Origin of the sequence: Gilliamella sp. Nev6-6 (assembly GCF_001690605.1) — a bacterium.
In the GTDB taxonomy this organism is placed as follows: domain Bacteria; phylum Pseudomonadota; class Gammaproteobacteria; order Enterobacterales; family Orbaceae; genus Gilliamella; species Gilliamella apicola_C.
Genome location: NZ_LZHP01000043.1, coordinates 17,083 through 41,099, shown reverse-complemented (window position 1 = coordinate 41,099; position 24,017 = coordinate 17,083). Strand labels below are relative to the sequence as shown.

Sequence of the window (24,017 nt, the reverse complement as noted above, 5' to 3'; positions counted from 1 at the left end):
AATTATAAATAATATTTAAAAAAGTTTGATACAATTATTAAATCTAAATAGAACAATATCCATTGTACTTTTCATTGATTTGTAAAAGCTATGTTATCAATAAAAAAGTGCTTTTAGATTAAGAAATAAAAAAGCATCGTAAGATGCTTTTTGTGAGGAAAGAAAAATGAATGGTGATTATTTTATGCCATACTCAGCCCGATAAGCTTCAACTTGTTTTACTTGATCTTGTCGCTCTGGGGATTGATAGAGGTATTGGATCAAATCATCTAATGTGATAATTGAAATCACATCACAATGATAAGTTTGTTTAATTTCTTGGATTGCTGATAGCTCACCACGGCCTTTTTCTTGTCGGTCTAAACAAATTAGTACACCAGCAAGTTTAGATTGGTTATCTTCTAATATTCTCATCGATTCACGAATCGCCGTGCCAGCGGTAATAACATCATCAACTAGCATAACCCGTTGCTGATAAATTGAACTACCGACTAGGTTGCCACCTTCGCCATGGTCTTTAGCCTCTTTGCGATTAAAACAATAAGGTACATCGACATTATGGTGTTCTGATAGTGCAACAACGGTTGAAGAAACAATCGGAATACCTTTATAAGCAGGACCAAAAATGACATCATATTCTAAGTTGGCATCCATCAACGCAGCAGCATAAAAACGGCCTAATAAAGCCAGATCTTTGCCAGTATTAAATAATCCAGCATTAAAGAAATAGGGGCTTTTTCTCCCCGATTTTAGTGTGAACTCGCCAAATTTTAATGCTTGCCTATCTAAAGCAAATTCAATAAATTCACTTTTATATGATTTCATCGGTTTTCTCCAATTTTCTTCAATTAGCTGTTTAGTCGTTCAAGGCTTGTTTTTGCGCATCAATAATGGCGGCTATCCCATTTTTTGCTAATCCTAATAACGTTAACAGCTCTTCATGGCTAAATGGTTCACCTTCCGCGGTGCCTTGTATTTCAATAATTCGCCCGTCATCTGTCATTACAACATTCATATCGGTTTCTGCATTTGAATCTTCTATATATTCCAAATCACAAAGCGCTTGACCATCTACAATGCCGACAGATACAGCTGCAACTAAAGATTTAATTGGGTTTTGCTTAATTTTACCTTCGGCAACCATGTTATTAATGGCATCGTTCAGCGCAACACAAGCCCCAGTAATTGATGCTGTTCTTGTACCACCATCGGCTTGAATAACATCGCAATCTAGCGTGATAGTGTATTCACCTAATAATTCTAGATCGATCATTGCGCGTAATGATCGGGCAATAAGCCGTTGAATTTCCATGGTTCGACCTGTTTGTTTGCCTTTAGCCGCTTCACGTTGCGTACGTGAATTGGTTGCTCGTGGTAACATACCGTATTCGGCTGTTACCCAACCTTGATTTTTGCCTTTTAGAAAACGTGGTACCCCTTCATCAACAGTGGCATTACACAGTACTTTAGTTTCACCAAATTCAACTAGTACAGAGCCTTCTGCATGCTTAGTATAATGACGGGTTATTTTTATAGGGCGGATTTGTTCCGCAGATCGACCAGACGGGCGCATGCAATTCTCCAATTGTTACAATTAAAAAATATCGTTTTGAACTCATTATTTAGGAGGACATCAACAAGATAGGGTTAATGTTTAGCCTAAGCTAAGAGCGCATTATACAGAATATATGATACAATGCCCAGCAAGTTTTTATAATTTTAAGGTGTTATTATGATTTGCAGTATGACCGCCTATGCAAGAAAAGAATTAAGTCAATCATGGGGAACCGCTTCTTGGGAGCTACGTTCAGTCAATCAGCGTTATTTAGAAACTTACATTCGCTTACCAGAACAATTTCGTTCACTTGAACCTATCATCCGTGAAAAATTACGGAGCCGTTTAACTCGAGGAAAAATTGAATGTAATTTACGTTTTGAGCTAGATCCTGCGGGGCAACATCAAGAACTCTTGTTAAATAAAGATTTGGCTAAACAAATACTTAATGCAGCAAGTTGGGTACAATCCGAGCATCAATCAGGGCAAACCAACCCTATTGATGTGTTACGTTGGCCGGGGGTTTTATCGGCTAAAGAGCAAAATCTGGATGCGATTTCCCAAGAAATTATAGTCTTATTAGATAGTGCGATTGATGATTTTATTACAGTGCGTGAGCGTGAGGGTAAAGCGCTTAGCGATTTGATTGTTAAACGCTTAGAAGCTATTACTGTTGAAGTTAATAAGATTCGCAATTACATGCCTCAAATACTTGAGTGGCAAAAAGAACGTTTAAAAAGCAAATTGCAAGAAGCCAATATTGAACTTGACCATTCTCGCTTAGAACAAGAGATAGTGATGCTTGCTCAACGTATAGATGTCGCCGAAGAACTTGATCGACTAATGACACACGTTAAAGAAACCTATTCTATTTTGAAGAAAAACGAAGCGATTGGACGTAGGTTAGATTTTATGATGCAAGAATTTAATCGTGAATCGAACACTATTGCCTCTAAATCAATTAATGCAGATGTTACAGCTAGCGCAATTGAACTTAAAGTACTCATTGAACAAATTAGAGAGCAAGTACAAAACATTGAATAATGACTTGATTAATGAGCCGATATCTTGGTAGTCTAGCTGTTGTATTAGCTTCTATTTTATGGAGGGCAATGTAGCCACATTTGCTCCCTCACTTTCTTCCTTGTTTATTGGCGCAGTTGCAATGGGGATTGGTGGGATTTTGCAGTGTGTTTTAGCTGTCTCTAAAATCATTAACGAGCGTGACTTGTTAATCCAGCATATCTATTTTCTTATTGTTGGTGCTATTTGCCGCAATGATTTATCCTTTAGCTCTTTATTCATCAATGCGATTATCGGGCGTGACAATTGGTACGGTTGTATCTATTGGCTCGGCGTCGATTCTCTTGGTTGTAATTGAATATGTGAACGGTGACTTTCGCTTAACTAGATGCTGGTTAATTGGCGCAATGTTTGGCATTTTAGGGATAATACTACTGTCACTTTCAGAAAATAATTTAATAAGCGTTCAAAGTAATCATATCATCTTTGGTGTTTTACTTGGTTTGGTTGCTGTATTTACTTATGCTTTATACTCATGGCCAGTGCATCAGTTTTAGTTAATGTTGAAAGAAATATCAACTAAGCCAGCCATGGGGCAACTTTTGGTTGTGGAGGCGTATTATTAATACCCATCATGGTGCTAACTGGTTTTGGTGTATGTGATTCATTAACGAATATGACAGTTTGTGTCTATATGGCATTAGTCCCTATGTTTGTAGGATATCTTTGTTATGGATTTGGCTTATCAAAAATATCCGCTAGTACCGCAACAACTATCACTCTGCTTGAGCCTGTAATAGCGGCAGTTTTAGCAATTTTGGTAGTAGGCGAAACATTGCCTTTAATGGGGTGTATCGGTATTTTCTTTATTCTTATTTGTCTTGCTTTAATAACGATTGATATAAACAAGTAAGTTATCAAAAAACAAGGATATGCAAGCAAGGCATTACACTTCTCATTTTTTATTACTTATCGTTAAAAAATATTCTCTACTTATTTTTAAGTTAAACGGGTATTGATAAAATTTAAATTAAAAAAACACAATGGTAATATAAATATGCCAATATTATGATGAAAGATAAAAGTTTGAAAAAATTATTAATCAAAGGGTTACTAATTCTATTTTTAGCTGGTTTTGTCAATGCTGACACCAATAATACCTCACTAAAAAACTTACCGATTGATGATGCCATTAAATTAGCTACTGACGCCAATAATGCAAAAGCCCAATAAAATTAGGTTAAATGCAATAAAGCTTATGAAGTCTTAATTTTGGTTTACGCATCAATAAAAACATATATTATTGATATTTGTTAAATTATAATTATTTTGATGAATTAAAACATCAACCCCAACAATATAATAGATATTACAATAAGAGGAAAGAATAATGAAAAAACTATTAACTACAGGCTTACTATTTATACTTTTAGCTGGTTTTGCTAATGCTGATACTGATAAAACTTCGCTAAAAGACTTACCATTTGATGAAGTGATGAAAATGGCAACCGAAAAAAATGATGCAAAAGCGCAGTATGATTTGGGTGTTCGATATGATCGCGGCGAAGGAGTTGAACAAGACTATGCTAAAGCAAGAGAATGGTATGAAAAATCAGCTGCTCAAGGTTATGCGAGTGCTCAATCTAATTTAGGTGTTTATTACGATTATGGTACGGGTGTTGAGCAAGATTATGTGAAAGCAAAAGAGTGGTACGAAAAAGCAGCCGCTCAAAATGATGATTACGCTCAATATAATTTAGGTATCTTATACAGTGAAGGGCGAGGAGTAGAAAAAGATGTGTCTAAAGCCAGAGAACTATTTGAAAAATCTGCGAAACAAGGTCTTGCCAATGCGCAATATAATTTAGCTATTATGTACTTACAAGGCGAGGGTGTAAAAAAAGATATAGTTACAGCAAAAGAATGGCTCGAAAAAGCCGCTATACAAGGTGTGCCACAAGCACAATTTAATTTGGGTGTCATGTATGAAAATGGTCAAGTTGTAAAAAAAGATCATAAAAAAGCCATGGAATGGATTGAAAAAGCGTGTAAAAACGGAGTTAATCATCCACTTTGTAACTAAAGCGTACTTTTAACCTGCAATACCAATAAAACTCGATTAAACGCAAAAAGGGGGAAATGAACTACTCCCCCTTTTGTTAATGTTATATTAAAATAATTCTAATTAGCTGCTGTGTGGATTCTTGTTCTGATTGATTTAAAATACCAAACAAGTACAGTCAAAGCGATACCAGCAGATAATAAATCCGCGATGGGTGATGAAGCCCAAACGCCATTAAGCCCAAAGAATAATGGCAAAATATAGAGTGTTGGCAATAAGATGAGGATCTGCCTTGAAAGGCTGAGCAAAATAGAAATTTTTGCCATACCAATACATTGGAAAAAGCTGGTTGTCACCATTTGAAAGCCAACAAAAACAAAAGACAGTGTAGTAAATTGTAAAGCAATAGCCGAAAGTTGCACTAAATCTTCCTCCGAACTAAAAGCTCGTACTAACATATCTGGAATAAAAAATCCTAACATAAAACCGAGCGAAGTCACCACTGTAGCCACTTTAACAGCATAAAAAAAAGTTTTTTTAACGCGATCATAATTTTTAGCACCATAATTATAACCAATAATAGGTTGCATACCTTGATTGATACCAATAACAATCATAATCACTAAAGTAATAAGCCGGTTAGCATTCGAATAAGCCGCAATCGAATCATCACCAGATATATCTGCAAGTGGCGCATAGCGGTTAAGTTGCCAGTTAATAAACACCACAACAATTGATGTTGCTACTTGCATTGAAAAAGGCGACAAACCGATTGATATCACTGATTTAGCAATTGAAAAGTCCAGCTTAAAATTACGACGATAAAGTTTGATATTACTATTCTTATTTAAAAAGTGTTGCATAACAAATACAAAGCTAATCATCATCGATAGTGTTGTTGCAAAAGCTGCTCCGCGCATGCCCCAACCTAAACCAATAATAAAAATTGGCGCCAAAATGATATTGGCAATTACGCTAACAAACATGGTGACCATCGCTTTAAAGGGGTAACCGCTCGCTCGCATCATATTATTGTAGTTAAAGGTAAGCGTTAAAAAGATACTGCCGGGTAAAAAAATCGTTAAAAACTCTCGGGCATAGACATGATTCTCTGGGCTTGAACCCACAAAGTGCAACACAGGATCAACAAAATAGAGCAATAACGAAAGCGTAATGCCACTCAGCACTGCGGTTAGCATAAACGAGGTACCTGCGACTTTTTCGGCTTTCTCATTCTCGCCACGACCTAAAAAAATCGAAATTCGACTAGCAGAACCAATACCTACTAGCATACCAATGCCTGCAGCTAGGTTCATAACTGGCAAAATAATACCAGCACCGCTTAATGCTTCACGGCCAATCCAGTGACCAATAAAAATGCCGTCAATAATGTTATAAAGCGTATTGACAATCGCTCCAATTACGGCGGGCAGTGCATATTGCCAAAATAATGCACTAATTTTTTTATTTTTAAAATCGTTATAAACATCAAGAGAGTGAGCCATTGCTTTTAATTTCCTGCTGTTAAATATGTACAGAAGTTACAGATAACTATGTGTTTGAGTTAAAAGAATATAATCATTATTGAAATTCGTTATGATTTATTCATGCCAGTTTGTTGGTTATATTACCAAAATAATAAACGCGGTTTGTTATTTTTACTTATTTTTAATTATTACTGACAGTGGTCTATAGCAACTACCCTAATATATTCATTGCCATTATGGCGGTTAAATCTTGTCAAAAAATTTTAGGTAATGATGCATTTGAGTATCTATTTGATGCAATTTGACTGTGCTAGTTTAACAGATTGGTAAATTGTTAATAGCACTTTTTCAACGCTTTGATAAAATAACGCTCTTAATGATTATTGCGATCCAATAGGAACCTCACCAATGAGCGTACAGATAGAAAAGATCATACTGCATAAATTAATTAGAAAAAGTGATACAGAAATCGAACTGCAACTTCGTGATTCAATGCTAAGTAATGAGCAGGCGGTTGTTAATCTAATTGAAGATATCAACCGTATTTATAACAACAAAAGCAAAGCTTATGGGCTATTTAATAGCGACAGCTTGTTTGAGCAATCGCTAAAAGAGTTACGTCTTGGTAATCAAGACTTTTTACATTTTAGTCAGGAATCAACCAAACAACTGCGTAATGAACTGGCTAAATATCCTTTTGCTGAAGGGGGCACGGTCGTATTTTGTCAGTATCGCTATTTAGCGGTTGAATACCTGATTATTGCGGTATTAAACAGCTGTTTAAGTATGCTAGTTAATGAAGACTTAGATATTAGCGAAACGCAATACCTAGATATCGCTCATGCTGACATTATTGCTCGAGTTGACATTACCGAGTGGGAAACCGAAGCTGACTCAAAACGGTACTTAACTTTTTTAAAAGGACGAGTAGGGCGAAAAGTATCTGACTTTTTTATGGACTATTTAGGTGCAAGTGAGGGATTAGATGCAAAAGCACAAAATAAAACGCTGGTCAAAGCGGTTGATGATTACTGTCAAGAAATGCAATTTGACAAACAAGACAAAACCAGCGCGCGCGAAAACGTTTATAACTACTGTCAAGCCCAATTACAAGCAGGCGAAGAAATTGAACTGAAAAATTTGGCCAACGAACTACCAGCCAGTGTTGACAATAACTTTATTGAATTTATTAAAAATAGTGAATATGATTTAGAAGAAACCTTTCCCGTTGATCGCAGTGCACTGCGTCAGCTTAAAAAATTCTCAGGTAGTGGTGGGGGATTAACATTAAGCTTCGATTCGAATTTATTAGGGGAGCGCATTAAGTGGGATCCGCAAACTGACTCTCTAGTGATTAAAGGGGTTCCACCTAATTTACGTGATCAGCTACAACGCAATAGCGGTTCCAACTAATTATCAACCAACAACGTTATTAGGACACAACATGAAATACATTGGTGCACATGTAAGTGCAGCAGGTGGGGTAGACAATGCCCCAATTAACGCCTATCAAATTGGCGCAACCGCATTTGCGCTATTTACCAAAAATCAACGACAATGGCACGCCAAACCGCTTGAGCCCACAATCATCGACAGCTTCAAAAAACGTTGCGAAAGGTATGGCTTTACTAGCAAACAGATCTTACCGCACGATAGTTACTTAATTAATTTAGGCCATCCAGATCGAGAACAGCTCGAAAAATCTCGCACTGCCTTTTTAGACGAAATGCAACGGTGCGAACAGCTAGGACTGACATTACTTAATTTTCACCCAGGTAGTGACTTAAAACAGATTTCGGTTGATGAATGTTTATCGCGCATTGCCGAATCGATTAATATCACGCTTGATAAAACACAAAATGTGGTTGCTGTTATTGAAAATACTGCGGGGCAAGGATCTAACTTAGGCTATAAATTTGAACATCTTGCCCAGATCATTGACCAAGTTGAAGACAAAAGCCGAGTTGGCGTTTGTATTGACACTTGCCACGCCTTCGCTGCTGGTTATGACTTGCGTACTGAAAAAGCCTGCCAAGAAACCTTTGCCGAATTTGAAAAAATTGTAGGTTTTCAATACTTGCGAGGCATGCATTTAAACGACGCCAAAAGCGAATTTGCCAGCCATGTCGATCGTCATCATAGCCTAGGCAAAGGCAATATTGGCGAAGCTGCCTTTAAATATATTATGCAAGATCCAAAAATTGACGAAATTCCGCTTATTTTAGAAACCATTGATCCGGATATTTGGGCACAAGAAATTGCTTGGTTAAAGGAGCAAGTGAACTTATGATAAAAAAAGTATTCTACTTTTTTTGTATTTTTACTTTAGCTATGCCTAGTTTTTATAATTATGCAAAAAACCTTGAAAACAACACTTTGATAGAGTTTGATGGTAGTGGTTATCGGAAGGATATTCGAGTATATTCACTAGCACCTATTGATTATATTAAAGATGATCCTAACTTTATGTTTGTTTCATTATCTGATGATATTAAGTTATATGATGAAGAAAATAAGGAAAGTGTTTTTTTGATTCCAGAAGGCAAAAGAAAAAATTATAAAAAGAAAGAATATTTATTAACTGATTCGTATCGAGCTAAGTTCTTTTCTGAAGTGGGGATATCTGAAGACGATACTGTTTTTATTTATGATTATGATCAAAATTATTTAAAATCATTTCCTATTAATAGCTTAAAAGTTTTAGCTATTGTTAATCCTTATAAAGACGCAGATGATGGTCCTTTCCATTTATCTGATTATATGTTTGGTTTTAAATTAGATTCAAAAGGATTGAAAGATTATTCATATAGCAATCTTGTTTATATTGGTAAAGAAAATCCTTTTGTTCAAAAGCCCTTAACGCCTTTATTTTGGAACAAAATTGATGAAAAGGATTCTCCTGTTCTTGATGAAAATGATGACATTACCTCTTTAGCATTTGATGGCGACTTGAAAGATTTAAAAAAAGTGGATAGTTATTTGGCTCAAGCAAATGGTTTTCGTTTTTTTATAAAAAATTATACAATAAAAAATGAAAGTGCACTTTTCCATAGTGGTGAAATCATCGCAAGACATTTAATTATATTAGACTCTGACTCCAATATAATAACGAATGTGATTGACGGTATAATGGAAGGCGACATGTTTTACCCGTTAAATAACTTAAATAGCAAAGATGAGCCTATATATCAATGGACAGGTAAAATTTTAAAGAATGAACCACCTGTTGTATTTGGTTTTAAATCATCATCGTTTGCTTGTACTCCTGTTTTTCAATTTATGCACCCATTGCACGACTATTTTGTCCCAAGGTGTGATGCTCGGCACTGATATCCGATAAATTATTTTTATCTGAAAAACCGTAAAATCTCGTTCTTGAGAGGAAGAAGATATTAGAAGAAGATGTTAATAGAGTAAATTTTATGTAGGATTCTTTTTAAAAAGATTATCTATTTTTAGTATAGCTACAATAAGTATATAAATAACAAATTAGTTAAAATAAGGAATAGCGATTTGAATCAATCAGTATTGCCATTAACAGAGCTTAATAGTCCACCTTATTACCCAATTGAAGAAAGCCCTTTACCAGCTAGTTTCAGGCAGACTATGCAACAAAATTATGCGCAGCAATTAGTCATGTTAGCCGCAAAAGCAAAAAACGAAGCTGATGATAATGCGATTTGGAGCAGAAATTATCATTATGCTCATGAACGTAATGCAAAATTAAAAGCATGGACATCAGATACTCTTGATGGTGTTTTTGCTTATTTAAATGGCGCTGAAAAAGAAGCCAGTTTAGATCTAAACAATAATAATCAATTTATTTGCCAAAACAATCTACTATTACTTACGTTGTACCGAGAATGTCTCCAAAAATTACCAGAATGCCATGTACAGCATTTATTACGTGCATATTATATTGAAACAAATATGCAAATTACCCATAATTTAGATTTACTTTTTGAAAAAGAGGAATAACTCCAGTAAGCAGATTTGCGACAATTTACTGACTTATTAGCTAGAATAATACCAAGCGAGCAAAAGGCAAAGCGATATATCGCAGATATTTTTAACGAAATTTTCTTTACCTTTTTAATTTGCTGAAGGTTATGCGGATTATATAGCCGTTGCGAACGCTTTAGACAGATTGAATCCAGAATGGATGGAGAAAGAACTATGAATAAAATAAATCAATTATCATCACAACAACTAATTACCGCCATATTTGAACCTGTAAAGCAATTGAATAAAGCCATGCCAGAACGTATTACTCAATATATTTTATATGGTGAAGACCCAAATGTGTTGGTTGATTTAAATCAGTTAAGCCAATCTTCAAACTCGACGAAAAATCTTTATGAATTACTTAGAAGACCTTGTGATTTGTATATCATTAGCCTTGATGACAAAGCGAATTCATCGGAAGATGCAAGAATAGCTTTTTACCAACGTTGGACTGATGAGTATTCTAATGAACAGATAACCCGTTTTGCCCGAGTTTTAGCCTCAGTTTGTAGCAATTTACACTTTATTAAACTCATTACTTCACAGGTACCATCTTGGTTTTTATATCTGCTATATGATGGTTTGATTACCACAATGACAGATTGTATTAACGAGGATCAACGACAAAATTGGTCAATTAAACAATTACATCAATTGCTTGATGCTCAAGAGCCTGAATTAAGCCAAAAGTTACTAATGGCTATTTTTGATCGTCAAAATATTTCAATTAACTATCAGAGTTATTTCAGAAATTTCTTTATAATTAATGATTTATTACCTTATATTATTGAGCATATCGAGATTTTCAAACAATTACCCGAGCAAGGTATGGCGGTATTAGGGCAAGTTGAGCAATTAAAATATATCCAACAACATCCTGAGCTCCACACAATGATGATTGACTTTATTACTGTACAGTCATTAAATAGTTCAAAACAAGTTAGCCAGCTAGCAACGGAAATGCTACTTAGCTCTCCGCGCGAAATAGTACAACCACATTTACAACGGTTATTAACCTCAGGTACCGTTAAACAACGTAGCAGTGCTGCGACATTGCAAGCTAGAATGTCATCTGATCCGACAATTTTACAACAAGCCTTAGCTAGCGAAACAAATAAAACCGTTATTACGACAATTGAAAGTGCACTGTCTCGGCTTGAAAGTGCCAATGCCGTTGAACAACAAGCAACGTTGGTCATTGCTGATTTCGAGCCAATACAAGATATTGATTTATCAATTAATGCTCGAGATATTTTGCAACAAAATTATGAAGAATATTTGATAGAATGTGAAAAAGCAGCGCAAAAAGAGGCTGAATATAATAAAAAATATTTAACAAATTGGACGACAGAAGCAGAAACATATAAAGCCTTAAAAGCGGTCACATCGAAAGATTTGGATGATATATATCACTATTTAAATGGTAAAATTGAACTTTCGGCATTATTTAAAAAAATAGATAATAGCTTCAGTACGTCATTTGTATTGGCTAAAAATAGGCTACAAAATTTACCTGAATGTACACTTTTTCATTTTTTGCGTGCGGCTAGATTGGCTGATAAGTATTCTGGCATTTATTATTTTCAACAATTATATGAAAAAAACGAATTTTTAAAAGACTTTGATCTTAGGCAGATAGCCTATGTATTAGCAAAACTTGATGATCCTGAACGTTCTCTCTATGCTATTGCTTTGCCATTTTTAACCACAGACACTTATCATGAGATCTATGAAAATGAGCCAAACAAATTATGGCCATTTTTTGCCGAACATGAATTTTTGCTTGATGAGGCGTTGGGATTTGCCCCAGCCAACGAAATCTGGTCGTATATCAATATAGATAAAGCGAGCGCTATAAAAATATTACAAACTTTTCCAACTTTGCCTGCTAAGTATGTTTCTTATCTATGTGAATTAGCCTTGGAAGAAAGCAAACAAATACGCTATACAGCGCAAGATGCTTTAAGTGTAATACCAAATATTCACAACCAAGTGGAGCAGGCGTTATCATCGGCTAAACAAGAAGTACGTATTGCGGCAGCTAATTGGCTTGCACAGTTAGGGCAAAAATCTTCGATTAAAGCGTTAAATGAGGCTTTACAAAAAGAAAAGCGTGAAACCGTACAAGCGTCATTATTAATTGCGCTTGAAAAAATTGGTGAAGATATTAGCCAGCAATTAACCACTAAAAAACTATTAGCTGATGCACAAAAAGGCTTAAAGGGTAAAAAACCTACTGATTTTGATTGGTTTGATGTAACGCTAATACCATCATTAACTTGGCAAAATGGAGAAGATGTCGAACCGCAAATTGTGCAATGGTGGGTATGGTTAGCTGTCAAGTTGAAAGAACCCGCTAACCCATTATTAGGCATTTATAGCCGTTTATTAAGTTTGTCAAGCCAACAACTATTAGGCGAATTTATTTTACAAAGTTTTATCAAACAAGATACTCGTAGACCAACAGTGGAAGAGGCTGAGGCACAAGCCAATTTATTGGCGGATAAGCGCTTACAACAATGTATCAAGTGGTATCAACAATATCCTCAATATTACCCAAGTTATGCCAATATCACTTTTGAACAAGTATTTGAAAATATAAAAAATGAAACACTTGCCGTCTATCTTGGATCGGCCATTAAAGCAAAAGGTCTATTAGCATTAACTCGTGGTATTGAAGGTCGTGTTGCGGTTTCACTAGTACGTAACTATATGAAAGATCATCAACAACGACGAGCACAAATTGAGGCCATGCTTGAACCACTTGCAAATAGTGATGATCCACTTATTACGCAACTCCTCTTATCGCTTGCACGCCGTTATCGTACCGCATCGATACAAGAAAAAGCACGATTATTGGTGGAAAATATTGCGAAGCGTAATGGTTGGACGACCGATGAACTCGCTGATCGCACCATTTCTACCGCAGGGTTAGATGATAATGGGGTGTTAACGCTCGATTATGGCGAACGAATTTTTACGGCGAGTTTCGATGATAAATTTAAATGGCATTTAAAAAATTCAGATGGTGATGAAATTAAAGCGTTACCTGAAGCACGTAAAAGTGAAGATGTAACGTTAGTGAAAGAAGCTAAAAAACAGTTTACTAACAGCAAAAAAGAGCTAACGCAATTACTCAATATGCAAATGACCCGTTTTTATGAAGCCATGTGCGCACAGCGCCATTGGCGAGTTGAGGATTGGCAAAAATACTTGCAACCACATCCAATTGTGGGAAGGCTTATTCAACGTTTAATTTGGCTTGAATTAGATGACAAAGGGCAAATTGTAAATAGCTTCAGGCCAACCGAAGATGGTAGCTTAATTACTACAGACGATGATGAAATTTCATTAAATCAAGTAAATAAAATTGCTGTTGCACATTCGGCATTGCTATCAAGTGATAACATAAAAGCATGGCAACATCATCTTAAAGACTACAAAGTCACGCAACTATTTGAGCAGTTTACACACTCATTACCCGATGTGAGTAAAGTTGAAAATAATATTATCAATGAATGTTTTGGCTGGTTAACTGATAGCTTTACCCTACGTGGCATTTTAACAAAATTGGGCTATAAACGTGATGCTGTTGAAGACGCAGGTTGTTTTTATGGCTACTATAAATATTTTGTTGGCCTTAATCTGTATATCAATATTGAATTTAGCGGCAGTATGGTACCTGAAGAAAATGTTCCTGTGGCACTTTTTAACCTGTATTTTAGTAAAAAACCCGGTTTAAAACACCGAGCAATTGAACTTAAGCAAGTGCCACCCGTCTTGCTTGCAGAAGGCTATGCTGATTATATGGCTGTTGCTAAGGCCAGCAGTGGTTTTGATCCAAAATGGGAGCAGAAGCTATTATGGTAAAAAACGCACAAGCTATTCGTTTAAGTGCTGAACAACGTTATGCTGATGAGCTAAATACGCTACTTGAATTAGATAATGCAAACAATAAACCTCAAGGTTGGAACTTATCACCCAAATTAGTACGGCAATTTATTTTAGGTAATAAAGAGCTAGGCATTAGTCGTAAATTTTTTGGTGATGATCCACTGGTCGATCGGGCAATTGTTTCTTTACTTGGTAAACAAGGTTTGATGTTAGTCGGTAAGCCGGGAACCGCTAAATCGATGTTGTCTGAATTGCTAGCGGCAGCGATTAGTGGTGATTCAAATCTTACTATTCAAGGTACGGCTGGTACCAGTGAAGATCATATCCGATATGCTTGGAATTACGCTTTACTATTAGCTGAAGGACCAACAGAGCGCGCATTAATCGGCTCGCCTATTTACCATGGTATGCAACAAGGTAAAATTGTTCGTTTTGAAGAGATCACGCGTTGCCCACCCGAAATTCAAGATGTACTGGTATCATTAATGTCTGAAAAGCAAATGATGATCCCTGAAATGGGGCAAAGTGTAAAAATGAGTGCTAAGCCTGGATTTAATCTTATCGCTACGGCAAACTTGCACGATCGTGGTGTGCACGAAATGTCGGCTGCATTAAAACGTCGCTTTAATTTTGAAACGGTTAATCCTATTACAGATAAAAATTTCGAAATAGAATTAATTCAAACACAACTTAATCAGGAATTAGGCGAATTAAAATCACAAGTCATTGTCCCTATTGATGTCATTGAACTGCTAGTGACCACATTTCAAGAGCTAAGACAAGGGCAAACGCAAAATGGCACTCACCTTAAAGTGCCTGATGCCGTGATGTCAACGGCTGAAGCTGTGAATATTGTGTATGCTTCAGCATTAGATGCTTATTATTTTGGTGATGGCACACTAAATGGAGGGCAGATTGCCAAACAACTGATAGGTGTTGTTTTAAAAGATAATGCTGACGATATCAAACGAATTCAATTTTATATGGATAATGTGGTGCGTGAACGGGCTAAACATTCATCGCAATGGCACTCGTTTTATCAGGTATCTAAACATTTTTGGAAATAATTAATCAATAATGATAATGAGCCGATCACAATTACCACAACGCCTACAACATGCTTTAATAGGTAAAGATGCCTTGCAACAACAGCAGATCTATTTTGCGCCTGTGCGTCATCATAGTCCTGCTTGTAGCTATGCTGTTAGGCAACTGATTAACCAAATTAAACCTACCCATGTTTTAATTGAAGCGCCTGCGAGCTTTTCATCCATACTCGATGAATTATTACATCACGAAACTGAGCCACCTATAGCCATACTTTGTCAAGCTGATATCCAAATAGCAAAATACCTAAATAATGAAGAACAGGCGATAGGTAACGAGCAAGATAACGAAAAAGATAACGATAATGAATTGCTATCAGCAACGGAATTGATTACGCGCACCGCATTTTACCCATTTTGTAGTTATTCACCTGAATGGCAAGCAATGCAATTGGCAAAAAAATACCATGCCAATATTCAATTTATTGATCTACCTTGGGCTGAGCAAGCTGTTCAAGAAATGATGCCAAAGCATGATGCATCATTGTTATGTGAAACCTATTTGAAACACAGTGAATATATTACGCAATTAGCTAGAAAATTACACTGTCGTGATCATGATGAAGTTTGGGAACATTTGTTTGAATTACGTGATTTTGCTGATATTGCTAACTGGCGCACTTTTTTTGAAGATACTTTCATTTGGTGTGCCATGGCAAGGTTAGAATATACTGCTTCATCGCTTGAATTAGAAGGCTCTAGCCAACGAGAACAGCATATGATAACGGCAATTAGGCAATTAAAACAGTCCATGCCAGAGGCAAAAATTGTTGTTGTCACAGGGGGATTTCACACTTTAGCGCTGTATGAGGGATTGGCGAACGCAAAACTCATTGTACCCAACAAAGCAAAAATTAATAAAGTAAATCAACAGCGCGAGGCGAAACAATGGCAAAATAAAAATGATGGTGATCGAACTTGGCTTATTCGTTATAGTTTTGAGCGCCTTGATGCATTAAACGGCTATTTTGCCGGTATGCCTTCTCCTGCTTATTATCAAGAAGTGTGGCAGTCAATGCTAACTTATGAACAAAATTATGAACAAAATCAATCACAAACCACACAAGATCACCGACAAGCACAAGCCTTGCAATTTTTATCAAATATTGTGCAGCAATTACGAAAACAGCAAAGTGTTGATAATGGCGCCAATAATGAAATTGGCTTAGTACCCTTAAAATCTGCGATTGAACAAACCTATTTATTAGCCGAGTTACGAGGGCATTGTGGTCCAGGACGATATGATTTACTTGATGGTATACAGTCAGCCTTTATCAAGGGTAGCATTCATGATGTGCGTGGAGAATTTTGGCAAATAATTCATCGTACTTTATCGGGCGACCAATTTGGCAAAATCCCAAGTAACATTGCTTCACCGCCGTTAGTCAATGAGGTTTACGCAATGCTCAAAAAGTATCGTTTTAAATTAGACGATACATTACCTAAAATTGCACATATTGATATTTACCGTAAACCTGAACATCGGCAACGGAGCCGTTTTTTACATCTGCTGGCTTTTTTAGATGTTGGCTTTGCCCAGCGTCTTGATGGTCCCAATTACCAGTATGGAACACGGTTAACCATCATGTTTGAAGATTGGCAATACCAATGGACACCAATGGTTGAAGCCAAGTTAATTGAACTATCACAACAAGGCACTCGGTTAGAACATATCGCTTTACAAAAACTACATCTATTGATGAAGTCATTAGCCGAAGATGGCATAACCCAACCTTGCCAACTTGTTGTTCAAATTATGCTAAAAGCGGCTTTAATGGGATTTCCATCCTATTTTACAACGTTATTGACAAAGCTATCAAAATACTTAGATACGGATAATACGTTGTCATCATTAGTTGATTGTGGGCATCGATTACTTTATTTGTGGCAGGGGCGTGATTTTTTAGCGCTTAATGATAGTGCCACTTTGTTAGCTTTATTAGCTAAAGTACCAAGGCAAGCTTTTTTCTTACTAGATACATTAAAGCAATCAGATGAGCAACAACAGCAAGAAAATTTCAATACATTATTATCACTTAGAGATCTACTCAATAATTTACCTGAGCAACTTAACTCGAAAAAGCTTAAGCAGGATTTTTATTTTAATTTACAACGTTTACAGCCTTTATTAACCCAAGCGCCACTAATTCGTGGTGCCATTGATAGTCTCTGCTACCTAGATTCGCAAATTAGCCAATCAGAACTTGATGAAAAAATAAAAATTGCTTTTGATTTAGGTGCTCAATATGAACAAGTAAGTAGCTATTTAACTGGCTTGATTCAATGTTCACCAGAATTACTTATTCAATCGTCGCAATTGTTAATGAGCCTTGATGAATTGTTGGCACAATGGGAGCAAGAAAAATTTATACAAATACTGCCTGATTTACGATATGCCTTCGCAAAGCTGACGCCGAAACAAAATGCGACAATTGCTGAAAAAATTGCTAAAAAATATCACATTAAAAAGCAGAGCATGGACTTTGAACAATATAAATTTAGTGATGACGACTTACAAAAAACTCTCGCTTTAGAATTCGCTATTTGCCAGTATATTAACCAACAGCAACTCCAAAATTGGTTTAAACGGTAAGGTATAAACATGAATAATAATAAACCAATAATCGACACTCAAACCGTTAATCATATTAAACGATGGCGGTTGATTTTAGGTAAATATGCTGATCATCACCTTAATCAAATAGCATTCGATAAAAATGATCTTAGATTAGAACAATCACTGGATTTCCTTTATCGGCATGAATACCGTCAACGAGGGTTAAACGTGGATGAACAAGATCACACAAAGCACAAAGGGAAGGGCGGTAGCAATCATCATTCTGTGTTTAACACCATTAATTGGCTAAATAAAACGCGAAAACTATTTCCTAAAAGCACTTTTGAACGAATGCAACAGCAGGCAATAGAACGTTATCAATTACACGAGTTCTTAAACGATCCTAGCGTTATTAATGCGTTAGAACCCAATATGAATTCGCTGCATTTATTAATGAATTTTCGGAGGCAATTAAAAAAAGAGGTTTATTTGGCAGTAAAAGAATTGATTCAAAGGGTTGTTGATCAGATCTTACAAAAAATTAAACCCAATTTTATTAATGCGATAAGCGGTAAAAAACATCGATTTCGACCTTCCCAAATACGTTGTAGCCAAAACTTCGATTGGCGAGCTACAATGAAAGCCAACTTAAAACATTTTGATCAAAACAACCAGCGACTGATGATTGAAAATGTCATTTTCAACTCGCGAATGAATAGGCATTTACCTTGGGATATTATTTTATGTGTTGATCAAAGTGCATCAATGAATAACTCAATTATCTATTCTGCGGTTTGTGCAAGTATTTTGGCGAAATTACCTACAATTAATTTGCACTTGTTTGTTTTTGACACGCAAATTGTTGATCTTACTCATTTAGCTCACGATCCTGTTGAAGTGCTTATGAGCGTTCAGTTAGGTGGCGGAACAAACATTGCAAAAGTGCTTAATTATGCTGAACAAAAAGTCAAAACCCCGCATCGAACTATTATGGTATTGGTTAGTGATTTTTGCGAAGGGGGATCACTCATTGAACTTTATACCACCGTGTCAAGGATGAATAGTAACCGCATTAAAATGTTAGGATTAGCCGCATTAGACGACAATGCCGAGCCGGTTTATGATTTGCAAATCTCACAGCAATTAGCTAATCGAGGTATGCAAATTGCTGCATTAACGCCTGAACATTTTGCTACTTGGTTAGCGGAGGTTATGTAATGAGTTGGCAGCAAATTTATTTAAATTATGATCAAGACGCTTTAGCGCTTTATGCTAACATTGGTTTAATTCGCCGCGCTCGTAAAGATATTGAGGCAAATAAAATTGAATTTATTCAGCAAGAAAATAATAATATTTTGCAATTCAATGCTGATGGACAACAAGTTTGTTTGCCTGCACAAGGGATTCAAGCCGCTAGTTGCAGTTGCCCAGCGCATGGGCATTGTAAGCATATCATATCGGCTGTTTTATGGTTGCAAGCGCATAATTCGGAGCATGGTTTAGCGAATGGTTCAGCAAATAGTTTAGCAAATAACTCAGTACCAGAAGAAACTCCCTCTCATTGCACTAAACGAGATGATAGAAGCCCAATAAAACCATTAACGCCATTAGATGATTTGAATAAAGTTAATAATCAGGCTAAACAAGATCAGATTAAGCCAATCACGCCTTTAACTAACGTGTTAACTGAATTATTATCATTAGATGCCAGCAAGCTTTTAAAAAAAGCAGGTAAAGCGAACACACTGACGGCTTATGAACTTGTATGCAATTGGCAAAAAAATAATTTACTGACAATTCAATACCAACAATCGCAACAATCGCAACTACGTATTACGGTACCTGAAAGTTCTGAACCTATTATTTATATAGCAGGAACAGGTTTTGATGGGATGATCTCAGCACTTCCCATAAAACAAAAAATGGCCGTGCATTTAGCCATTATTGCTTATCTTTTTGAACAAAATAATCAAGCATGGCAATGGCCAGTAGCCGTAGATCAGATAAAAAATGAGACTCAACTACTTTCACTTGAAGAAATTACCCTCATAAAACAGATTCAAACATATATTTATAAGCTTATTTATCAAGGCTTATCTCATATTAGTCATAATCAACTATCGCATTTACAATTATTCAATATATCAGCCAAAACACAAAATTTACCGCGGTTGGCGGCAATGCTTAGGCAACTATGTCAATTGGTTGAGTTACTGGCTAACCGCCATTTTACCGTTGAAGAACAAGATATTTTACTGTTTTTGGGGCAGATAAAAGCTTATACCGAAATGCTATTACATAATCAAGGTGAACCGCTTAGCAAATTGCGAGGTAAGATAACGCGCCAATATAAAACAACAGAGCAAGCACTTGACTTATTACCATTAGGGGGACGTTGGTGGCAAAGTAGAACAGGAGCCGTTGGTGCGACATTTTACTTTTGGGATATAAAACAACAACAATACCAAGAAACGACATTAGCCAGATCTGATAAAAATAATATCAATTTTAACCGTGTAACAATTTGGAACAGTATGTCGATATGGCAAACATCCCCTGATAGGTTAATGCAAAAAGCCATAACACTTCATCGCCCTCGTATATCCCAAAATGGCGAGTTAGCCAGTAGTGGTTCGACCGCTACGTTACAACAAAACGGGTGGAATGATGAAAATTATCTTAAATTTAAAGCAACTACAGGCTTCCAAAATTGGTCAGTATTAAATGGTTATTTGCAAAATAGCCATTTGGATGACGTTCTTTTTAATGAGGTAGTATTTGTTCATATACAAAATAACGATAAGCCGTATTTTGATGAAATTAGGCAAAGTTTAGTTTGGTGCGTAAAAGATGCCGAGAAAAACCAGTTATTTTTACGGCTGTTTTGGGATGAATATAGAAAATCACGCATTGAGGTTTTACGTAGTTTTCTAGAAACACAAAATCAGCCTTTAACCATATTAGTGAAAGCCGTAAAAAACGAGAGTTTTTTAGATTTAGAACCTTTCGCTTTACTTTATAAAGCACAAAAAACAAATGAAATAAAAACCTTAAATCTTGATTTTGAAGATTCTTGGCGCCGAAGAAAAACCGCAGTGGCCGAACACATGTTTCTCTCAAATACTTATACAATGCGAAAAATGCAGTTAAGCGAAAATAATTACACTAAAGATTCGCTTTCAACTTTTATTATTCAGCCTCTATTAACAATACTTGAAAGTGTGGCTTGTTCAGGACGACTTGAATTATTTATCGATCAAAAACAGCAATTGAAAGCAATTCAACATGATTGTGACACTTTAGGATTAAACTCGTTAAGTTTAGTGTTAAACAAAATCCTTAGCAATCAACTCATCTCGATAACGCATCTATTACAAGCGGTTTATTTATGTTATCTATTAAAAAAAATGCATTATCAATTACCTATACAGCTTATTAAGCCGAATTGTTAGCTTAAAAATCGTTCAGAAAAGCTATTGATTTTATTGAAGTTTTTTTGTGATGCAATTGCTTTCTCACCCTAAATCATTCTAAAGTCGTTAAAATGGTTTTTATTGATGCTAAAATGAATCGCCAATGCATTAATCGTAAAAATGATTAAACTCTATAAAAAGTAAAAGTGGTGATTCAATCTGATAAATTAATCAATCGTTTTTTAGTAAGTAAAGAAATAATGAAAAACGTTATAAGAAAATTCGCCTTGCCTTAGTGTAACCTTGCTTTAGTATAACTTAGCTTTTTAGGCTACCAGCCAGAGCGATTAACTCTGGCAGAATATCTAAAATTAACACCAATTGTTGCATAACTAACAAATCATTATTGGCTAGATTATCATTGAACGAGAGCGTTTCAATATAATCTGTGGTCGATTTTTTTATTAATTGATATTTTTCATCCAGTTTTTTATCTGTTAACAGATTGATAATATACACTGATAGATCGTCAAACAGTTCAAGTGTGTGGGGCGAAATCCCTTTATCTCGGTGTGCGCCTAAGGTAGAAAGATAACTAATCAATGTATGATTAAGGGTTAATAAACGAAATCCTTGATCAATAACTATTGGATTCATATGAGGCTCTTTCGTCATCAAACTAATTAAAGATGATAAATCGGCATTGCTATCATGAGCGGCTCGCCTTGCTAATCGATATTGCGGATCGTTGGTTTTTCCTGATAAGTACTGGCTACCAATTAGCGCTAAATAATGGCTGTCATCATGACAAACTCGATCAATCAATTTCGGTAAGTTTCTAAATTTCCAATCAGGCCAAATAAAACTAACGGCAAACCACGCAATAAAACACCCTATTAAGGTGGCAATAATGCGTGAAATAGCCACCGAAATGCTACTTTCACCAATCAGGCTAAAGCTAAAAAATACTAACAATGTAATAAAGGCGGTGGCGTAAGCATATTGTGAATTTTTAAATAAAAAGAATAACCAACCAGTAATGATAATTAACACTAACTGCTCTTCAACGCTAGGAAATAAATAAGTAAGAGGAATGCCAATAATAATACCTAATAGAGTGCCGATTACACGTAATTTTAATCGGTGTTTTGTCGTTGAGTAATTAGGTTGGCAAACAAATAGGCTGGTTAAGATAATCCAATAGCCATGAGTAAGTTGGAAAAAGGAAAGTACCATATAGCCAACAAATAGGACAAGGCTCATACGAATTGCGTGGCGAAATAATGCTGATTTAACCGTCAAATTACGTTTAATTTTGCTAAAAATATCATGAAAGCTAGTTAACTCTTCGTCAACTAATTGGTTATCTTCTTGTTCTTTTGATAGATGTTGCTCAGTATCAACATTGGCTAATAATAGATCAATAGATAGCAAGTTTTGATATAAGCTTTGCAAAGATTTAACCAATAATGCATTGTTTTTATCACGAATTTGATATTGTTTGATAGCTTCTTCAAGGTACGAAAAGTAATGCACAAACAGGGGATCGTGCTGATAAGTTTGATTTAGCTTAATTGACACAGCTAACTTAGTGCAAGCTTTGCCTTGCAAATTTAAAATACGTGCAAACCGAAACAAAATATCGCTATGCTTAAAATGCTGGCTTAAGATTTGATAATTGCTATGTGACGAGCTAGCCCGCTCATGAATATCTTGTGCGACAAAATAATAGTTAAGCATCTTTTTGACAGAAGATTGCCCTCTGTAACTCTTTAGTCGATTAAACAGTGTGCTTTTGGTTTGATTAAAAGCATTAATCAACTGATTATTGCTATCGGCCAGTTGTTGTGTTTGTTTGATAAAATGATTGGTTTCATCGGGATCAAACATAGCCGCCTTGGCATCAAGATATTGAGCTAATTGAATAAAACATATCGATAACGATTGTTGAGTTGTGCGGATGGGTTGGATGATCGATTCAATTAACGAAACAACATTATACCAAAGCGCACCTAGCAGCAAAAAACAGGGCAAGGTGTAATTATCGGTAAATAAATTATGCCCAAGCATGGTATAGGCAGCAATCAAAATTGATCCAAACGCAATCACACCGTAACGTTGCCCAAGCGAACCAAGCATAATAAAAATAAAAGTCGAAGATACTAAACCAATAATAAACAACACAGGATAATTAAATAGCAACTCGACCGAAAAGGTCGCAATAGCAAAACAGATCAACGTAAGAATTAAATTAATACAGCGACTTAATAAACGCGTATCGATCTCAGTCAAACCCGCTGCCACCACACCAAGCGTAAGGGGAATAACTAGCGAAGTATACCCAAAATACCACGGAACCAAAGTCGAACCTGTTAAACTAATTAACATTCGAAGACTAAAAAGAAGATTACTGCTGTAAAAGACTTTACGTAAAGTCAAAATGAATGCGTGCACGGTGTATACGGTTTAGTGTGAGTTGAAACGATGGTAGCTAGCATACTATATTGTCGGGATTTGTGGAAGGGTAGGCAAAAATTGTCATCCTTTATAAGGTAAAAATAAAAAATTAAATAAAATCAATTGGTTTTCTGACTGGTTTTTCATCAAAAAAATTCGTCCATTTTTACCATTACTAAGCGGCTGTTGTTTTTTTTGACGCAATAATATGCTAAGAATCAATCATATCTAAAAGTCGCAATAAAAACTTTCATTTAAAATAGTGGAGCTAAAACGCTTTAACCTAGTTATTTTAAAAGTCACTCCATCCATTAAAAAATTTACAAAAAACTGACAAAAAAACGTGCTAAATATTTTTGAAAAGTAACAATTTCAATTATTGAAAAACAATCTCATCAAGTAAGTGGTAAACCAGAAAAATAAAAAAAGGTTTGTGTGGTAAGTGAAATGTGATGCTG

18 protein-coding genes are annotated in these 24,017 nt (G+C 35.7%); 14 read left to right on the top strand and 4 right to left on the bottom strand.

Annotated elements, in window-relative coordinates; translation table 11 throughout:
• Positions 1 to 177: 177 nt before the first annotated feature.
• Both pyrE and rph read right to left on the bottom strand, forming a co-directional pair.
• Complete coding sequence (gene pyrE / locus A9G42_RS05315; protein ID WP_065568488.1) at positions 178 to 825, bottom strand: orotate phosphoribosyltransferase; 648 nt, start codon at positions 823 to 825, stop codon at positions 178 to 180.
• Positions 826 to 856: 31 nt separating this feature from the next.
• Entirely contained in the window at positions 857 to 1,573 is a 717-nt protein-coding gene (gene rph, locus A9G42_RS05310; protein ID WP_065582744.1) for a ribonuclease PH, read from the bottom strand.
• Positions 1,574 to 1,732: 159 nt separating this feature from the next.
• Between rph and A9G42_RS05305 the strand changes: the two genes are divergently transcribed.
• From A9G42_RS05305 to A9G42_RS05295, 5 genes are all read left to right on the top strand, one after another.
• On the top strand, positions 1,733 to 2,599 hold the full coding sequence (locus A9G42_RS05305) for a YicC/YloC family endoribonuclease (RefSeq protein WP_065652836.1): 867 nt from the start codon (positions 1,733 to 1,735) through the stop codon (positions 2,597 to 2,599).
• A 233-nt stretch (positions 2,600 to 2,832) separates the two neighbouring features.
• On the top strand, positions 2,833 to 3,135 hold the full coding sequence (locus A9G42_RS14105) for a hypothetical protein (RefSeq protein WP_218057786.1): 303 nt from the start codon (positions 2,833 to 2,835) through the stop codon (positions 3,133 to 3,135).
• Positions 3,136 to 3,212: 77 nt separating this feature from the next.
• A complete protein-coding gene (locus A9G42_RS14100; protein ID WP_218057784.1) occupies positions 3,213 to 3,491 on the top strand; it encodes a DMT family transporter in 279 nt (92 codons plus the stop codon).
• A gap of 173 nt (positions 3,492 to 3,664) precedes the next feature.
• Positions 3,665 to 3,811 carry a hypothetical protein gene (locus A9G42_RS13850; RefSeq protein WP_176700874.1) on the top strand — a complete coding sequence of 49 codons (147 nt, stop codon included), beginning with the start codon at positions 3,665 to 3,667 and terminating at the stop codon, positions 3,809 to 3,811.
• A gap of 157 nt (positions 3,812 to 3,968) precedes the next feature.
• Positions 3,969 to 4,661: a tetratricopeptide repeat protein gene (locus A9G42_RS05295; RefSeq protein WP_065652835.1), complete on the top strand. Its 693-nt coding sequence runs from the start codon at positions 3,969 to 3,971 to the stop codon at positions 4,659 to 4,661.
• A 98-nt stretch (positions 4,662 to 4,759) separates the two neighbouring features.
• Here A9G42_RS05295 and A9G42_RS05290 read toward each other — a convergent pair whose 3' ends face one another.
• A complete protein-coding gene (locus tag A9G42_RS05290) occupies positions 4,760 to 6,145 on the bottom strand; it encodes an MATE family efflux transporter (protein WP_065588804.1) in 1,386 nt (461 codons plus the stop codon).
• A 390-nt stretch (positions 6,146 to 6,535) separates the two neighbouring features.
• On the opposite strand from A9G42_RS05290, the gene yejK reads away from it, so the two are divergent.
• From yejK to A9G42_RS05245, 9 genes are all read left to right on the top strand, one after another.
• Positions 6,536 to 7,540: a nucleoid-associated protein YejK gene (yejK, locus tag A9G42_RS05285; protein WP_065582748.1), complete on the top strand. Its 1,005-nt coding sequence runs from the start codon at positions 6,536 to 6,538 to the stop codon at positions 7,538 to 7,540.
• Positions 7,541 to 7,571: 31 nt separating this feature from the next.
• A complete protein-coding gene (nfo, locus tag A9G42_RS05280) occupies positions 7,572 to 8,417 on the top strand; it encodes a deoxyribonuclease IV (protein WP_065652834.1) in 846 nt (281 codons plus the stop codon).
• A complete protein-coding gene (locus A9G42_RS05275; RefSeq protein ID WP_065582750.1) occupies positions 8,414 to 9,457 on the top strand; it encodes a hypothetical protein in 1,044 nt (347 codons plus the stop codon). Before nfo ends, A9G42_RS05275 begins: the two co-directional genes overlap by 4 nt.
• A 183-nt stretch (positions 9,458 to 9,640) precedes the next feature.
• Complete coding sequence (locus tag A9G42_RS05270; protein WP_065652833.1) at positions 9,641 to 10,105, top strand: hypothetical protein; 465 nt, start codon at positions 9,641 to 9,643, stop codon at positions 10,103 to 10,105.
• Positions 10,106 to 10,303: 198 nt separating this feature from the next.
• Positions 10,304 to 14,002 carry a DUF4132 domain-containing protein gene (locus tag A9G42_RS05265; RefSeq protein ID WP_179854608.1) on the top strand — a complete coding sequence of 1,233 codons (3,699 nt, stop codon included), beginning with the start codon at positions 10,304 to 10,306 and terminating at the stop codon, positions 14,000 to 14,002.
• Positions 13,978 to 15,093, top strand: a complete 1,116-nt coding sequence (locus A9G42_RS05260; protein ID WP_141675235.1) for an ATP-binding protein — start codon at positions 13,978 to 13,980, stop codon at positions 15,091 to 15,093. The genes A9G42_RS05265 and A9G42_RS05260 overlap by 25 nt, the downstream gene beginning before the upstream one ends.
• A gap of 16 nt (positions 15,094 to 15,109) precedes the next feature.
• Positions 15,110 to 17,725: a DUF5682 family protein gene (locus A9G42_RS05255; RefSeq protein WP_082211930.1), complete on the top strand. Its 2,616-nt coding sequence runs from the start codon at positions 15,110 to 15,112 to the stop codon at positions 17,723 to 17,725.
• A 9-nt stretch (positions 17,726 to 17,734) separates the two neighbouring features.
• Positions 17,735 to 18,907, top strand: a complete 1,173-nt coding sequence (locus A9G42_RS05250; RefSeq protein ID WP_065652830.1) for a VWA domain-containing protein — start codon at positions 17,735 to 17,737, stop codon at positions 18,905 to 18,907.
• A complete protein-coding gene (locus A9G42_RS05245; protein ID WP_065652829.1) occupies positions 18,907 to 21,141 on the top strand; it encodes a hypothetical protein in 2,235 nt (744 codons plus the stop codon). Before A9G42_RS05250 ends, A9G42_RS05245 begins: the two co-directional genes overlap by 1 nt.
• A 279-nt stretch (positions 21,142 to 21,420) precedes the next feature.
• Here A9G42_RS05245 and yccS read toward each other — a convergent pair whose 3' ends face one another.
• Positions 21,421 to 23,556: a YccS family putative transporter gene (yccS, locus tag A9G42_RS05240; protein WP_065652828.1), complete on the bottom strand. Its 2,136-nt coding sequence runs from the start codon at positions 23,554 to 23,556 to the stop codon at positions 21,421 to 21,423.
• Positions 23,557 to 24,017: the final 461 nt, after the last annotated feature.

Coding starts and splice junctions, on each gene's coding strand:
- pyrE (WP_065568488.1), bottom strand. CDS start 825: ATGAAATCATATAAAAGTGAATTTATTGAATTTGCTTTAGATAGGCAA.
- rph (WP_065582744.1), bottom strand. CDS start 1,573: ATGCGCCCGTCTGGTCGATCTGCGGAACAAATCCGCCCTATAAAAATA.
- A9G42_RS05305 (WP_065652836.1), top strand. CDS start 1,733: ATGATTTGCAGTATGACCGCCTATGCAAGAAAAGAATTAAGTCAATCA.
- A9G42_RS14105 (WP_218057786.1), top strand. CDS start 2,833: ATGATTTATCCTTTAGCTCTTTATTCATCAATGCGATTATCGGGCGTG.
- A9G42_RS14100 (WP_218057784.1), top strand. CDS start 3,213: ATGGTGCTAACTGGTTTTGGTGTATGTGATTCATTAACGAATATGACA.
- A9G42_RS05295 (WP_065652835.1), top strand. CDS start 3,969: ATGAAAAAACTATTAACTACAGGCTTACTATTTATACTTTTAGCTGGT.
- A9G42_RS05290 (WP_065588804.1), bottom strand. CDS start 6,145: ATGGCTCACTCTCTTGATGTTTATAACGATTTTAAAAATAAAAAAATT.
- yejK (WP_065582748.1), top strand. CDS start 6,536: ATGAGCGTACAGATAGAAAAGATCATACTGCATAAATTAATTAGAAAA.
- nfo (WP_065652834.1), top strand. CDS start 7,572: ATGAAATACATTGGTGCACATGTAAGTGCAGCAGGTGGGGTAGACAAT.
- A9G42_RS05275 (WP_065582750.1), top strand. CDS start 8,414: ATGATAAAAAAAGTATTCTACTTTTTTTGTATTTTTACTTTAGCTATG.
- A9G42_RS05265 (WP_179854608.1), top strand. CDS start 10,304: ATGAATAAAATAAATCAATTATCATCACAACAACTAATTACCGCCATA.
- A9G42_RS05260 (WP_141675235.1), top strand. CDS start 13,978: ATGGGAGCAGAAGCTATTATGGTAAAAAACGCACAAGCTATTCGTTTA.
- A9G42_RS05255 (WP_082211930.1), top strand. CDS start 15,110: ATGAGCCGATCACAATTACCACAACGCCTACAACATGCTTTAATAGGT.
- A9G42_RS05250 (WP_065652830.1), top strand. CDS start 17,735: ATGAATAATAATAAACCAATAATCGACACTCAAACCGTTAATCATATT.
- A9G42_RS05245 (WP_065652829.1), top strand. CDS start 18,907: ATGAGTTGGCAGCAAATTTATTTAAATTATGATCAAGACGCTTTAGCG.